Source organism: Pseudomonas sp. GNP014, from assembly GCF_054344005.1.
The window spans coordinates 2,027,501-2,043,475 of sequence record NZ_JBTGUS010000001.1; the positions used below are offsets into that span (position 1 = coordinate 2,027,501).

Consider the following 15,975-nt stretch of genomic DNA (forward strand, 5'->3'; position numbering starts at 1 on the left):
GGAAAAGAAATCAACCGAGATTCCCTTAGTAGTGGCGAGCGAACGGGGACTAGCCCTTAAGTGGCTTTGAGATTAGCGGAACGCTCTGGAAAGTGCGGCCATAGTGGGTGATAGCCCTGTACGCGAAAATCTCTTAGTCATGAAATCGAGTAGGACGGAGCACGAGAAACTTTGTCTGAATATGGGGGGACCATCCTCCAAGGCTAAATACTACTGACTGACCGATAGTGAACTAGTACCGTGAGGGAAAGGCGAAAAGAACCCCGGAGAGGGGAGTGAAATAGATCCTGAAACCGTATGCGTACAAGCAGTGGGAGCAGACTTTGTTCTGTGACTGCGTACCTTTTGTATAATGGGTCAGCGACTTATTTTCAGTGGCGAGCTTAACCGAATAGGGGAGGCGTAGCGAAAGCGAGTCTTAATAGGGCGTCTAGTCGCTGGGAATAGACCCGAAACCGGGCGATCTATCCATGGGCAGGTTGAAGGTTAGGTAACACTGACTGGAGGACCGAACCGACTACCGTTGAAAAGTTAGCGGATGACCTGTGGATCGGAGTGAAAGGCTAATCAAGCTCGGAGATAGCTGGTTCTCCTCGAAAGCTATTTAGGTAGCGCCTCATGTATCACTGTAGGGGGTAGAGCACTGTTTCGGCTAGGGGGTCATCCCGACTTACCAAACCGATGCAAACTCCGAATACCTACAAGTGCCGAGCATGGGAGACACACGGCGGGTGCTAACGTCCGTCGTGAAAAGGGAAACAACCCAGACCGTCAGCTAAGGTCCCAAAGTTATGGTTAAGTGGGAAACGATGTGGGAAGGCTTAGACAGCTAGGAGGTTGGCTTAGAAGCAGCCACCCTTTAAAGAAAGCGTAATAGCTCACTAGTCGAGTCGGCCTGCGCGGAAGATGTAACGGGGCTCAAACCATACACCGAAGCTACGGGTATCATCTTCGGATGATGCGGTAGAGGAGCGTTCTGTAAGCCTGTGAAGGTGAGTTGAGAAGCTTGCTGGAGGTATCAGAAGTGCGAATGCTGACATGAGTAACGACAATGGGTGTGAAAAACACCCACGCCGAAAGACCAAGGTTTCCTGCGCAACGTTAATCGACGCAGGGTTAGTCGGTCCCTAAGGCGAGGCTGAAAAGCGTAGTCGATGGAAAACAGGTTAATATTCCTGTACTTCTGGTTATTGCGATGGAGGGACGGAGAAGGCTAGGCCAGCTTGGCGTTGGTTGTCCAAGTTTAAGGTGGTAGGCTGGAATCTTAGGTAAATCCGGGATTCTAAGGCCGAGAGCTGATGACGAGTTACCTTTCAGGTGACGAAGTGGTTGATGCCATGCTTCCAAGAAAAGCTTCTAAGCTTCAGATAATCAGGAACCGTACCCCAAACCGACACAGGTGGTTGGGTAGAGAATACCAAGGCGCTTGAGAGAACTCGGGTGAAGGAACTAGGCAAAATGGCACCGTAACTTCGGGAGAAGGTGCGCCGGTGAGGGTGAAGGACTTGCTCCGTAAGCTCATGCCGGTCGAAGATACCAGGCCGCTGCGACTGTTTATTAAAAACACAGCACTCTGCAAACACGAAAGTGGACGTATAGGGTGTGACGCCTGCCCGGTGCCGGAAGGTTAATTGATGGGGTTAGCTAACGCGAAGCTCTTGATCGAAGCCCCGGTAAACGGCGGCCGTAACTATAACGGTCCTAAGGTAGCGAAATTCCTTGTCGGGTAAGTTCCGACCTGCACGAATGGCGTAACGATGGCGGCGCTGTCTCCACCCGAGACTCAGTGAAATTGAAATCGCTGTGAAGATGCAGTGTATCCGCGGCTAGACGGAAAGACCCCGTGAACCTTTACTATAGCTTTGCACTGGACTTTGAATTTGCTTGTGTAGGATAGGTGGGAGGCTTTGAAGCGTGGACGCCAGTTCGCGTGGAGCCATCCTTGAAATACCACCCTGGCAACTTTGAGGTTCTAACTCAGGTCCGTTATCCGGATCGAGGACAGTGTATGGTGGGTAGTTTGACTGGGGCGGTCTCCTCCTAAAGAGTAACGGAGGAGTACGAAGGTGCGCTCAGACCGGTCGGAAATCGGTCGTAGAGTATAAAGGCAAAAGCGCGCTTGACTGCGAGACAGACACGTCGAGCAGGTACGAAAGTAGGTCTTAGTGATCCGGTGGTTCTGTATGGAAGGGCCATCGCTCAACGGATAAAAGGTACTCCGGGGATAACAGGCTGATACCGCCCAAGAGTTCATATCGACGGCGGTGTTTGGCACCTCGATGTCGGCTCATCACATCCTGGGGCTGAAGCCGGTCCCAAGGGTATGGCTGTTCGCCATTTAAAGTGGTACGCGAGCTGGGTTTAGAACGTCGTGAGACAGTTCGGTCCCTATCTGCCGTGGACGTTTGAGATTTGAGAGGGGCTGCTCCTAGTACGAGAGGACCGGAGTGGACGAACCTCTGGTGTTCCGGTTGTCACGCCAGTGGCATTGCCGGGTAGCTATGTTCGGGAAAGATAACCGCTGAAAGCATCTAAGCGGGAAACTTGCCTCAAGATGAGATCTCACTGGAACCTTGAGTTCCCTGAAGGGCCGTCGAAGACTACGACGTTGATAGGTTGGGTGTGTAAGCGCTGTGAGGCGTTGAGCTAACCAATACTAATTGCCCGTGAGGCTTGACCATATAACACCCAAGCAATTTGCGTCGAAGAGACCAGATTGCGGTGTGTGAAGACGAAATGAACCGAAAGTTCGCGCAACTCACAAGACACCTGTATCACATACCCGATTTGCTGAAGCGAGGCCAGATGGTCGCGAGTCAGTACCCGAATTTCTTGACGACCATAGAGCGTTGGAACCACCTGATCCCATCCCGAACTCAGAAGTGAAACGATGCATCGCCGATGGTAGTGTGGGGTTTCCCCATGTGAGAGTAGGTCATCGTCAAGATTAAATTCCGAAACCCCAATTGCGAAAGCAGTTGGGGTTTTGTTTTGCCTGCAGGAAAGTTCGTACAGCATTCACCGACTCCGTCCGGCTGTCACAACCTGCCGACAATGCTAAGGTTCTGCCCTGGCTTTCGTACTTTTCCAAGGAAACCCTATGCCGGACGCCCAGTCCCTCAACGCTGCATTCATGGTGGTTCAGAGCAACAGCCTGGACGAGCTACGCAGCCTTGTGGTCAGCATCATGCGGCGCTATCCGCTGGCACCCTTGGAGAATGAAATTGCTCTGGTGCAGAGCAACGGTATCGCTCAGTGGCTGAAGCTGGCCTTGGCCGAAGATCCCGAGGAGGATGATCTCGGCGGCTGCGGGATTGCTGCTGCCATTGATGTGCAATTGCCGGGCAGCTTCATGTGGCAGCTCTACCGCATGGTGTTGGGACGGGAAGAAATTCCTGCCAAATCCCTGCTCGACAAGGCCCCGCTGACATGGCGGCTCATGCGTCTGTTGCCGCAGGTCATCAATCGACCGCATTTCGAACCGCTACAACGTTTCCTCACCCACGACACCGACCTGCGCAAGCGCTATCAGCTGTCCGAACGTCTCGCGGATCTCTTTGACCAGTATCAGGTGTATCGTGCCGACTGGCTTGAGGATTGGGCTGAAGGGCGGCACCAGTTGCGTAACGTCAGAGGCGAGGTGAAGCCGCTGCCGCCGTCCAGTTGCTGGCAGGCCGAACTGTGGCGTGCGTTATTGGATGATGTTGGTGAACAGGGCATGTCTCAAAGCCGGGCCGGCGTACATCAACGATTCATCGAGTGTATAAACAGGCTCGAGAAAGCGCCTGCCGGCTTACCCCCGCGAGTGATCGTTTTCGGGATTTCTTCGCTGCCGGCCCAGGTGCTTGAAGCACTGGCCGGACTCGCGCGTTTCAGTCAGGTCCTGCTGTGTGTGCATAATCCCTGCCGCCACCACTGGGCCGATATCGTCGCGGACAAAGACTTGCTGCGTCATCAATACAAGCGACAATCCCGCAAGAGCGGTATGCCCGTCGTACTGGATCCCGAAACCCTGCATCAACATGCTCACCCGCTTCTGGCAGCGTGGGGCAAGCAAGGTCGTGACTACATCAATCTGCTCGATAGCTATGACGATCCCAACAGCTATCGCGCGGCCTTTCGCGACGGGCGTATCGACCTGTTCAGCGAAACCCGGCCACATAACCTGCTCAACCAGCTTCAGGACGATATCCTGGAATTACGGCCGCTCAATGAAACCCGCGAGCTTTGGCCCGCCGTCGATCTGACGCAAGACAAGTCGATCCGTTTTCACATTGCTCACAGTGCTCAACGTGAGGTGGAGATTCTTCACGATCAGCTATTGGCGCGTTTCAGTGCCAATCCGGATCTGCGCCCTCGAGACGTGATTGTGATGGTGCCGGATATCGACAGCTACGCGCCGCACATTCGCGCGGTGTTTGGTCAACTGGATCGGCACGATCCGCGGTTCATACCATTCACCTTGGCGGATCAGGGGCAACGTGGACGCGATCCTTTGCTGATCGCTGTCGAACATCTGCTCAAACTGCCAGACAGCCGTTTCCCCGTCAGTGAGATCCTGGACCTGCTTGACGTTCCTGCACTGCGCGCCCGCTTCGGTGTGGAGGAGCGTGACCTGCCAACATTGCATCGCTGGATCGAAGGTGCCGGAGTGCGTTGGGGCATGAACGCCGAGCAGCGCGCGGGCCTGGGGTTACCGCAGGAACTGGAACAGAACAGCTGGCATTTCGGTCTGCGCCGAATGTTGCTGGGATACGCCGTCGGCAGTGCCAAAGCCTGCGCCGGTATCGAGCCCTACGACGAGATCGGTGGCCTGGATGCGGCATTGATCGGGCCCTTGGTAGCCTTGCTCGATGCGCTGGAGCTCGCTCACCAGGCGCTTATGCAACCCGCTCAACCCAAGGCTTGGGGGCAGCGCCTGCAAGCGTTGATGCAGGTGTTTTTCAAAGCCAGCAACGAACACGACGATTACTTGTTGACCCAACTGGAAGAGCTTCGTGAAACCTGGCTGGAGACGTGTGGAGCCGTAGGCCTGACAGATGACCTGCCGCTGACCGTCGTTCGTGAAGCCTGGCTGGCGGGGCTTGATCAGGGGCGCCTGTCTCAACGTTTCCTGGCCGGTGCAGTGAATTTTTGTACGTTGATGCCCATGCGGGCCATTCCTTTCAAACTGGTCTGCCTGTTGGGGATGAACGATGGGGACTACCCCCGCGCACAACCACCACTGGATTTCGATCTCATGGGCAGTGACTACCGGCCGGGTGATCGCTCCCGACGTGAGGATGATCGCTATCTTCTGCTGGAAGCGCTTTTGTCTGCGCGCAATCAGCTCTACATCAGTTGGGTTGGTCGCAGTATTCGCGACAACAGTGAACGTCCCGCTTCAGTCCTGATCGGCCAGTTGCGCGACCATCTCGCAAGCGGTTGGCGATTGCCCGACGAGAACCAGGATCTACTTGGCGCCATGACTGAAGAGCATCCCTTGCAGCCATTCAGCGCGCGCTACTTTCATGAAGGCGACCCGTTGTTCAGCTATGCCAGCGAATGGCAGGTGTTGCACCAGCAGCATGAGCTGCAAAAGGATACCGAGTTGCTCGCCCCCTACACCCAAGAGGAGCCGTTGAGTCTGGCGCTGTTGCAGGATTTCCTGCGCAATCCGGTTCGGCACTTTTTCACTCAGCGACTCAAAGTGTATTTCGAAGCAGCTGAAGCACCGCTGGCGGACGAAGAACCCTTCGTACTGGACGCCCTGCAGCGCTACACGCTCAGCGACAGTCTGCTCGAAGCTGCGATTAGCCAGCCGGACAATATCGATCAAGCGCTCGAAGCCCAGGCCCGGCGCCTGCAAAACAGCGGACTGTTGCCAATGGCGGGTTTTGGCGAGTGTCTGCAACGCGAATTGATCGAGCCACTTCCGGACTTGCTGCAGCGCTATCAACAACTGCTGACGCTCTGGCCTACGCCGCTCACCAGCGCAATACCGGTCAATCTGGAGTTACAGGGGGTGCGTCTGGAAGGCTGGCTTGCGGGATTGCATCAACGTGCCGATGGTGGCGTCTTGTCGGTCACCACCATTCCCAACAGCATTGGCTCGATCAAAAGCCGCAAATGGCATCGGTTGACCAAACCGTGGGTCAATCACGTCGTGGCCTGTGCCAGCGCAATTCCATTGACCACTGCATTGGTGGCGAGTGACGACACGCTGCTGCTGGAGCCGCTGGATCAGGACAGAGCCACTCGCTTGCTCGCCGATCTGCTCCTGGCCTGGCAGGCGGGCATGCGACAACCTCTGCCGATCGCCGTAAAGACCGCGTTCGCCTGGTTATCCCAGTCCGATCCGCTGAAAGCCGAGGCGGCTGCCCGTAAAGCTTACGAAGGCGATGGGCTGGACAACAAGGGCGAACGCGGCGAAAGCCCTGCGCTGTCTCGCCAATTCACTGACTTCGTTGCATTGCTGACCGACGAGACTTTCTCTGGTTGGTGTGATGTCTTGTATCGACCTCTGTTTGAAGCGCCTTGGCGTTCATTGGCCAGTGAAGGGGCGCGCCCATGAGTTCGAAGACTCCTCTTGCACTGGCCTTCCCGCTGCGCGGTAGCCAACTGATCGAAGCCAGCGCCGGCACTGGTAAAACCTTCACCATTTCTGCGCTCTATCTGCGGCTTATTCTGGGGCACGGCGGTGAGGCGAACGGGTTCAGTCGCGAGCTGTTGCCGCCGCAGATTCTTGTGGTGACTTTCACCGACGCGGCAACCAAAGAGTTGCGCGAGCGGATTCGCACGCGTCTGGCCGAGGCCGCGCGCTTCTTCCGCGACGAGACACCTGCGCCCGATGGACTGATCGCCGAATTGCGCGATCAGTTTGATCCGCAGCAATGGCCAGGATGCGCCAACCGCCTCGATATCGCGGCGCAATGGATGGACGAAGCCGCGGTGTCCACCATCCACAGCTGGTGTCAGCGCATGCTGCGGGAACATGCGTTCGACAGTGGCAGCCTGTTTACGCAATCGCTGGAAACCGATCACAGCGAATTGCTGGGAGAGGTGTTGCGCGATTACTGGCGGTTGTTCTGCTACCCGATGCAGGGCGACGCGCTGAACTGGGTTCGCAGTCATTGGGGTGGGCCGGCGGCGTTGTTGCCTCGTGTACGAGGCTTGTTCGCCAGTGCACGCGACAGCGACGAAGGCAAGGCTCCGGCGGAGCTGATCGACGAGTGCTTGCAGGAACGCCGGGTTGCGTTGCTTGAATTGAAAATGCCCTGGCGTGAGTGGGCGGACGAGCTGTTGGCCATCTGTCATGAAGGCGTCGCGAGCAAGACCGTCGACGGCCGCAAGATGCAGGCACGTTATTTTGAACCGTGGTTCGAGAAGCTCAAGGCCTGGGCCGAAGATGAGTCCGTGGAACAGCTGGACATCGGCACCGGCTTCACGCGGCTGACCCCCGACGGCATGGCCGAAGCCTGGAAAGGCCAGGCGCCGAGCCATCCGGGACTGGACGCGATGTCGGATCTCAAATCGAGTCTCGATGCCTTGCCGACCCCCGACGCCGCAGTGCTGCAGCATGCAGCCCGATGGGTCGGCGCGCGCTTCGAAGAAGAGAAGCGGCGCCGCGCCGAAATGGGCTTTGACGACATGTTGCTGCGCCTTGATGCGGCGCTCCAGGCCGAGGGCGGCGAGCGTCTGGCGACGCTGATCCGCGAACAGTTTCCGGTCGCACTGATTGATGAGTTCCAGGACACCGATCCGGTGCAGTACCGAATCTTCGAGAGCATCTATCGCATTGAAGAGAACAGCCCTGACACCGGTCTGTTTCTGATCGGCGATCCCAAGCAGGCGATTTACGCTTTTCGCGGTGCAGACATCTACACCTATCTGCGCGCCCGGCAGGCCACTACGGGGCGTCTGCATACGCTGGGTACCAACTTCCGTTCCAGTCATGGCATGGTGCAGGCGGTCAACCATGTCTTCGAGCGTGCGGAAACCCGGGTGCTGGGGCGTGGTGCGTTTCTGTTCCGGGAGAAAAGTGGTGAAAATCCGGTTCCGTTTCAACCGGTCGAATCTCAGGGACGTAAAGAGCATCTACAGATCGCCGGAGCGAGTGTCGCGGCGTTGAATATCTGGCACCTGTCCACCGACCAGCCACTGTCGGGCGCGGTGTATCGTCAGCAATTGGCGACGGCCTGCGCCAGTGAAATCACCGCGCTGCTCAATGGCGGGCAAACCGCTCAGGCCGGGTTCGTGCAGGAGGGCAAAGACTTCAGGGGCTTACGGCCTTCCGACATTGCGATCCTCGTTCGTGACGGCAAAGAGGCACAGGCCGTGCGTGCCGAGCTCGCCGCTCGTGGTGTGCGTAGCGTTTATCTGTCCGACAAGGACTCGGTATTCGCTGCGCAAGAGGCGCACGACCTGTTGTCCTGGCTCAAGGCCTGCGCCGAACCTGATGTCGAGCGTTCGCTGAAAGCCGCGCTGGCCTGCATCACGTTAAATCTGCCGTTGGCCGAACTGGAGCGTCTGAATCAGGACGAACTGGTTTGGGAAAACCGCGTCATGCAGTTCCGTGGCTATCGCGAGCTCTGGCGCAAGCAAGGCGTGCTGCCAATGTTGCGGCGCCTGCTGCACGACTTCCATTTGCCGCAGATCCTGATGACGCGCAGTGATGGCGAGCGCGTGCTGACCAACCTTTTGCACTTGTCGGAGTTGATGCAGCAGGCCGCAGCCGAACTGGATGGCGAGCAAGCGCTGATCCGTCATCTGGCCGAGCTGTTGGCATTGTCCGGTCAGGCCGGTGAAGAGCAGATTCTGCGTCTGGAAAGTGACGAGCAACTGGTCAAGGTCGTGACCATTCACAAGTCGAAAGGTCTTGAATACCCGTTGGTCTTTCTGCCGTTTATCTGCTCGGCGAAGCCGGTGGATGGCAGTCGGTTGCCGCTGCATTACCACGACGCCTCGGGCAAGGCCCAGGTCAGTCTCAAACCCACTGCCGAACTAATTACCCAAGCGGATGAGGAACGTCTGGCTGAAGACTTGCGCCTGCTCTATGTCGCCCTGACCCGGGCACAACATGCCTGCTGGCTGGGCGTGACGGATCTCAAACGCGGCAATAACAACAGTTCCGTGCTGCATCTTTCGGCGCTGGGTTATTTGCTGGGTGGCGGCGCTTTACTGGGGGAATCGACGCAACTGAACCGCTGGCTGCATGACCTGCAACAGGACTGCCCGGCAATCAGCATCGGTGAAATGCCCGACGCCACCGCCGAACATTATCTGCCGCCGCGTAATGAGGCCATCCTCAGTGCCACGCTGTTGCCCAGACGCAAGGCCAGTGAAAACTGGTGGATTGCGTCCTACAGCGCCTTGCGTATCAGTGATGTGCTGAGTGTCGGTAGCGACGAGGCGCCGGACAGTCCGCAAGCGCAAAAGCTGTTCGATGACGAACGCCTCGACCCTGACGCCCCGCGAGAAATCATTGCCGGTGGTGCCGACATTCACCGCTTCCCGCGTGGCCCCAATCCCGGGACGTTTCTCCACGGTTTGCTCGAATGGGCGGGGGATGAGGGATTTACGGTTGCCCGCGAGGCGCTGGAAGACGCGATTGCGCGGCGCTGCAACCTGCGTGGCTGGGAGGGCTGGATCACCACCCTGAGCGACTGGTTGCAGCATCTGCTCAAATCCCCGCTACCGATTGGCGGTGAACAGCCACCGGTCATTCTCGAGCAGTTGCAACAATACCGGGTCGAGATGGAATTCTGGTTCGCCAGCCACAAGGTCGATGTGCTCAAGCTCGACGAGCTGGTGCGCCAGTACACCCACAAGGGCGTGGCCCGGGTAGGCGCCGAAGCGGTGCAGCTCAATGGCATGTTCAAAGGCTTCATCGACCTGACCTTCGAACACGAAGGCCGTTATTACGTGGCCGATTACAAATCCAACTGGCTGGGCGTGGATGATCTCGCCTACACCGAGCAAGCCATGGAGCAGTCGATTCTCGACAATCGCTACGACCTGCAATACGTCTTGTACCTGCTGGCCTTGCATCGCCAGCTCAAGGCGCGGCTACCCCACTATGATTACGACCGGCATGTGGGAGGCGCGGTGTACCTGTTCCTGCGCGGTACCCGTGCTGCCAGTCGCGGCGTGTATTTTGCGCGGCCACCCCGGGAGCTGATCGAGCGTCTTGACCGAATGTTCCAGGGCAAGCCCGAACCCAAGGCCGAACCCGCATGGGAACAGGGAGTCCTGCTATGAGCCGCACCTTTGCCGATCTTTTGCCGACGCCACTGGCAGCCGACAGTCTGTCCGCACTCTCGCCGCTGACCAGCGCCGATGATTTGTTGTTGCTGATCACCCGTTGGGTCGAGCGCGGCTGGCTGCGCTCACTGGATAAGGCCTTCGTGGCCTTTCTGCATGAACTGGAGCCAGATACCGATCCACTGGTGCTGCTCGCGGCGGCACTTACCAGTCATCAGCTTGGTCATGGTCACGTTTGTCTGGATCTGTTCGAAACCCTCAAGGCGCCGGATTTTGCGCTGTCGCTACCGCCCGAAGGCGATGTGCAAGGTGGCGTGCTGTTGCTGCCCTCGCAATTGCTTGAAGCGCTCGACGGCGCGCATTGGTGCAAGGTTCTGGCGGGCAGCCCCTTGGTAGCACTGGCTGCCGACAGCGGTGAATCAGCGCAGCAACGGCCGTTGGTGCTGTCTTCGAAACGCTTGTACTTGCGGCGCTATTGGGCGTACGAGCGCCGTATTGATCTGGCGTTGCGTCAGCGTCTTGCCCAGGCTGAGGCGACACCGGTTGATCTGCCGCAACGACTCGATGAGCTGTTCGGATCCGCCGGAACCGGCGACATGATCGACTGGCAGAAACTCGCCTGTGCCCTGGCAACGCGCGGCGCTTTCAGCATCGTCACGGGCGGACCGGGCACCGGCAAGACCACTACGGTGGTGCGCTTGCTCGCGTTGCTTCAGGCGCCGGCAGTGGAGGCCGGGCACCCGCTGCGGATCCGACTGGCCGCTCCGACGGGCAAGGCAGCGGCACGCTTGACCGAGTCGATCAGTCAGCAGGTGCAATCGCTGAAAGTCGCCGAAGCGGTGCGAGAGAAAATCCCCTGCGATGTGACCACGGTGCACCGCTTGCTCGGCAGCCGTCCCGGCACCCGACACTTTCGTCATCATGCCGGCAACCGCTTGCCGCTGGATGTGCTGGTGGTCGATGAAGCGTCGATGATCGACCTGGAAATGATGGCCAATCTGCTCGATGCCTTGCCCGCCCATGCGCGCCTGGTGTTGTTGGGTGACAAGGATCAACTGGCCTCGGTGGAGGCCGGTGCAGTGCTCGGCGATCTGTGTCGCGACGCCGAGGGCGGGTGGTACAGCCCGCAGACCCGGCAGTGGCTGGAGGCGGTCAGCGGTGAGTCCTTGCAGGGCAGCGGTTTGCATGAAGACGTCGATGGCTCGCATCCGCTGGCACAGCAAGTGGTGATGTTGCGCCACTCACGGCGTTTCGGCGAGGGCAGCGGCATTGGCCAGCTCGCCCGCCGGGTCAATCAGCAACTGCCGGACGAGGCCCGTGAGTTGCTGCAAACGAAGCACTATGACGATGTGTTTTCGTTGCGCCTGGCCGGCGAAAACGATCACAAGCTGGAGCGCCTGCTGCTCGAAGGTCACGGCGATGGCCCACAAGGTTATCGACATTACCTGAGTGTGCTGCGCCATCAGCGTCCGCCGTCGGGCAGGCCACTGGAGCATCCGGACTGGACCGTCTGGGCCCGTGAAGTCTTGCAGGCGTTCGATGCCTTCCAGTTGTTGTGCGCGGTGCGTAAAGGTCCCTGGGGTATCGAAGGGTTGAACCAGCGCATCACGGCGGCGTTGCTCAAGGCGCGCCTGATCGAGAGTGACCAGCAATGGTACGAAGGTCGTCCCGTCCTGATGACCCGCAACGATTACGGACTGGGCTTGATGAATGGTGACATCGGCATCGCCCTGAAGCTGCCCGAACGTGAGGGGCCGGATGCCGGTAAACCGGTGCTGCGCGTGGCGTTCCCGCGCAACGATGGCCAGGGCGGCGTGCGTTTCGTGCTGCCAAGCCGGCTCAACGATGTTGAAACCGTGTATGCCATGACTGTGCACAAGTCCCAGGGCTCGGAGTTTGCCCATACCGCGTTGATCCTGCCGGATGCCCTGAATCCGGTACTGACCAAGGAGCTGATCTACACCGGGATTACGCGTGCCAAGCACTGGTTCACCCTGATCGAACCGCGTGCCGGGGTCTTTGAAGAGGCGGTGCAGCGCAAGGTCAAACGCCTGAGCGGATTGATGCTGGAGCTGGAGGAGGGCAGTAAGGCTAGGCGATGAAGTAGCGGTGATTAGCTGGAATTACTGACCAAGCGGTCAGGGGTCGATGCCTCGCTGGTGTTTCCCTGCTGTGCTATCGTTGCGGCATCATTTCGGTACGGTCCAAGAGAATCCCTGCATGAAGGTGTCTGTCTGGGCGGCAGAGCGCGCAACGGGCTGCAAGCACGCGTTGCTTGTCGGTCTGCTCTGGTTGTTGACGGGCGTTGCCGTTGCGCAAACGCAAGCGCCGACGGGCATGGCTGAACAACGGGCAAAATCCGTCACTCAGGTCGTTCTTGGCATCCTCAGCTACGCACGCTGGCCGGTGGAACCTGCGCAGTTGCGCCTGTGCATCGTCGGCCCCACCGAATACACCGATGATCTGGTCAAAGGCACCACCCAGGCCACGGGCCGTCCCGTTGTCGTCAGGCGACTGCTCGCAGACAACCCGGCCATCGTCAGCGAATGCGACGCGGTGTACATCGGCAAACTCACCACGGATGAACGCAGCCGACTGTTCACTTCGCTGATCGGCCATCCGGTGCTGAGCATCAGCGAAGGCGGCGACCAATGCACGGTCGGCAGCCTGTTCTGCCTGCGGGTGGGCGATGAGCAAGTGTCGTTCGAGGTCAACCTCGACTCCGTTGCCCGCAGCGGCGTGCGCATTCATCCCAGCGTGCTCCAGTTGTCGCGCCGCAAACCGGCGGCCCCATGAAGTTGTTCAAACCTGGCAGCCGCCCAACCCTGGGTTCGGTGATTGGCCGAGGGCATTTGATTGTCGCGCTGGTCGGTGTGGCGATGGCCAGTGTGTCGCTGACCTTTCTCGGCGTGCTGGCGTTGCGGGTCTACGCCGACCACAACCTGCACCTGATCGCCCGCTCGATCAGTTACACCGTCGAGGCGGCCGTCGTCTTCAACGACAAGTCTGCCGCAACCGAAGCGCTGGCCTTGATCGCCTCCACCGAAGAGGTGGCAGATGCTCAGGTGCTGGACGCGAAAGGCCAGTTACTCGCCCATTGGCAGCGTCCGGAAAACGGTCTGTTTTCCGGTTTGGAAATGCAAATTGCCCGCGCCGTACTGGAGCGGCCGATCAACCTGCCGATCATGCATCAGGATCGGGAGATCGGTCATATTCTGCTCACCGGTCACGGCGGCAGCCTGATGCGGTTTCTGTTGAGCGGTCTGGCCGGGATTTTTCTGTGTACCGCGATCAGTGCCTGGGTGGCGCTGTACCTGGCGCGTCGACAGTTGCGTGCGATCACCGGCCCGTTGCGCCGCCTCGCCGATGTAGCTCACGCCGCTCGCAGCGAACGGGCACTGGATCGCCGCGTACCGCCGGCGCAGATCGCCGAACTGGACAACCTCGGCAATGACTTCAACGCTTTGCTCGGCGAACTCGAATCCTGGCAAAGCCACCTGCAAAGCGAAAATGAAACCCTTGCCCACCAGGCCAGCCACGACAGCCTCACTGGCCTGCCGAACCGTGCCTTTTTCGAGGGTCGTCTGATTCGGGCCTTGCGCAATGCCGGCAAGCTCAACGAGCGGGTGGCCGTGCTGTTTCTCGACAGTGATCGCTTCAAAGGCATCAATGACAACTTCGGTCATGCTGCCGGCGACGCGGTGTTGGTGGCGATCGCCAACCGGGTCCGCGCGCAACTGCGTGAAGAGGATCTGGTCGCGCGTCTGGGCGGTGACGAGTTCGCCGTGTTGCTCACTCCGCTGCACAGGATCGAAGACGCCGAGCGCATTGGCGACAAGATCCTCGCCAGCATGGACATGCCGATTGCGCTGCCGGGCGAAACCAGTGTCGTGACTTCGCTCAGTATCGGCATCGCGGTTTATCCCGACCATGGCGCTACACCCGGTGCGCTGCTAAATGCCGCTGACGCGGCGATGTATCAGGCCAAGCGCCTGTCACGTGGCGCCCAATTCACGGCCGGGTCGGAGCACCCGGCCGATCCCATTCAAACCAGGAGCTAATCCCGTGTTCAAACTTCCCGTTCGATTGTTTTCCGCCGTATTGCTGATGGCCCTACTGGCCCTGACCGGCTGCCAGACCGCCCCGCAAAAAGGCCTGACCCCGGCACAAGTCGCGGTACTCAAACAACAGGGCTTTGAGCTGACCGATGAGGGCTGGGAGTTTGGCCTGTCCGGCAAGGTGCTGTTTGGCAGCGACGTCGAAAGCCTGAACAGCCAGAGCACGGAAATCGTCGAGCGCATCGGCAAGGCCTTGCTGGGCGTCGGCATCGAGCGGGTGCGGGTCGATGGCCACACCGATGCGTCGGGTAAGGAAGCCTACAACCAGCAACTGTCGCTGCGTCGTGCGAAAAGTGTCGCCAACGTCTTGCTCACAGTCGGCATGAAGCAAGAAAACATCCAGCTGCAGGGCCTGGGCAGCAAAGAGCCTGTGGCGTCCAACGATACGGTGGCCGGTCGCACGGAAAACCGCCGGGTCTCGATTGTGGTCAGCGCCGACTAGTCGGCGAACCGCATCTCCCGAGTTTGCCCCATCAGCAGACCCTTTTTGCGCTGGGGCACCTCGCGGAAGTCATCCCACAACAGGGTAATCCGCTTCAACTTCCTGAGATCCGCCCGGTGGTGCATCCAGAACTTCAAGGAGCTCAGGTTCATTCAATGATTACGGGGGGGAACCGCCGTCGGTATTCTTGAAGTTCGACCTTTTGTTAAACCACGGTCGACAATCCTTTTTTATGTGCCGGCTGTCGCTACAGCACAGCATCTCTATCATTCAACGCGATTTCGATCACTTGCTCTGGCGATAGTCTCTGCGAATAATTTATATCGTTGAAGTATTCGTTCGGCCAGAAAATCAAATCGGATACGCGCTCATTGGGAATGTTGATTGCCAGCATGCTCAACCAAAAATCAATCTCATGTTCGGCGCCATCGCACTCCATCACCCTTCGGGTGAGTTCTATAAGCTCACGCTTCGTTACATCTGCCACGCGCCGTTCAAACGGTGTTGCTAAGACCTTGCGAACCCATGTGTCATGGTCCTGGCCTCCATAAATGCCTTGAAAGTCGATGAACTCAAGCTCGGTCATGGCTTGCCGATTGAAAGCGGCCAATTGCTCCCGAGTTTGTTCTCGATGTCCGCAATCAATTTGTTCAGACAGTTCTGTCAGCCGAGCGACCAAAGACTCATCCAGCGACGGGGGCATTAAATCAGGGCGAAGTCCTATATGTTCTCTCACAGTCCATTGATTATTCTTTGAATCCCGGCAAGCCTAGAGCGGCACGCCATTCTTCGAGCATTCGGGTCATGCCTACATGCCCCGTATCGCCTCATTCTCATCAAGCACAAACTCTAGCCCGATACCCACCTCTTTCAGCACCTCAGCAGCGCGATCAATAAAGAGCTCGCCTTGCTCTGGCAGCTCATACAATCCGTTGATGCGGATGATGGGGTGCTTCCCGAGTGCATTAGGTATTTCGGTGTAGATCTCGCCGCTCTCGATGAATGCAACGTAGGTGTTGAGCTTGTCTTGAAGCAATTGCAGGTGCTCGCCTTGCTCAGCTTTTTCACCCCATTCAAGGTGGTCAGAGACATACAACACTACGTTGTCAGGCTCCCAAGTAGGGATTGCCCAGATATCGATTACCTGCGAATTCGTGATGGACATGTCTGCTC

8 protein-coding genes, 2 rRNA genes and 1 pseudogene (1 of these 11 running past the window's edge) are annotated in these 15,975 nt (G+C 58.4%); 8 read left to right on the forward strand and 3 right to left on the reverse strand.

Going from position 1 to position 15,975, the window contains the following annotated elements:
- From ACXX9E_RS09060 to yfiB, 8 genes are all read left to right on the forward strand, one after another.
- Positions 1 to 2,681, forward strand: a 23S ribosomal RNA gene (locus ACXX9E_RS09060); it begins 213 nt to the left of the window's first position.
- A 150-nt stretch (positions 2,682 to 2,831) separates the two neighbouring features.
- Positions 2,832 to 2,947, forward strand: a 5S ribosomal RNA gene (gene rrf / locus ACXX9E_RS09065).
- 153 nt (positions 2,948 to 3,100) lie between these two features.
- The gene (gene recC / locus ACXX9E_RS09070) at positions 3,101 to 6,553 is read left to right on the forward strand and encodes an exodeoxyribonuclease V subunit gamma (protein ID WP_458555316.1); all 3,453 of its coding nucleotides are present in this window, start codon (positions 3,101 to 3,103) and stop codon (positions 6,551 to 6,553) included.
- A complete protein-coding gene (gene recB / locus ACXX9E_RS09075) occupies positions 6,550 to 10,239 on the forward strand; it encodes an exodeoxyribonuclease V subunit beta (RefSeq protein WP_458555317.1) in 3,690 nt (1,229 codons plus the stop codon). The genes recC and recB overlap by 4 nt, the downstream gene beginning before the upstream one ends.
- Complete coding sequence (recD, locus tag ACXX9E_RS09080; protein WP_123464392.1) at positions 10,236 to 12,344, forward strand: exodeoxyribonuclease V subunit alpha; 2,109 nt, start codon at positions 10,236 to 10,238, stop codon at positions 12,342 to 12,344. The genes recB and recD overlap by 4 nt, the downstream gene beginning before the upstream one ends.
- Positions 12,345 to 12,462: 118 nt before the next feature.
- Complete coding sequence (yfiR, locus tag ACXX9E_RS09085; RefSeq protein ID WP_128614355.1) at positions 12,463 to 13,038, forward strand: regulatory sequestration protein YfiR; 576 nt, start codon at positions 12,463 to 12,465, stop codon at positions 13,036 to 13,038.
- Complete coding sequence (gene dgcN, locus ACXX9E_RS09090; protein WP_128614354.1) at positions 13,035 to 14,303, forward strand: diguanylate cyclase DgcN/YfiN; 1,269 nt, start codon at positions 13,035 to 13,037, stop codon at positions 14,301 to 14,303. Before yfiR ends, dgcN begins: the two co-directional genes overlap by 4 nt.
- A gap of 4 nt (positions 14,304 to 14,307) precedes the next feature.
- Positions 14,308 to 14,802 (forward strand): outer membrane lipoprotein YfiB, encoded by a 495-nt coding sequence (yfiB, locus tag ACXX9E_RS09095; protein WP_476243824.1) that lies wholly within the window; start codon positions 14,308 to 14,310, stop codon positions 14,800 to 14,802.
- On the opposite strand, the pseudogene ACXX9E_RS09100 reads toward yfiB, so the two are convergent.
- The 3 genes and pseudogenes from ACXX9E_RS09100 to ACXX9E_RS09110 all read right to left on the reverse strand — a co-directional run.
- Positions 14,799 to 14,936 (reverse strand): annotated as a pseudogene (locus tag ACXX9E_RS09100) (LysR family transcriptional regulator); the annotation flags it as partial. The gene yfiB and the pseudogene ACXX9E_RS09100 overlap by 4 nt on opposite strands.
- 113 nt (positions 14,937 to 15,049) lie before the next feature.
- Entirely contained in the window at positions 15,050 to 15,481 is a 432-nt protein-coding gene (locus tag ACXX9E_RS09105) for a bacteriocin immunity protein (protein ID WP_458555318.1), read from the reverse strand.
- A gap of 129 nt (positions 15,482 to 15,610) precedes the next feature.
- Positions 15,611 to 15,967 carry a DUF6572 domain-containing protein gene (locus tag ACXX9E_RS09110; protein ID WP_123464399.1) on the reverse strand — a complete coding sequence of 119 codons (357 nt, stop codon included), beginning with the start codon at positions 15,965 to 15,967 and terminating at the stop codon, positions 15,611 to 15,613.
- Positions 15,968 to 15,975: the final 8 nt, after the last annotated feature.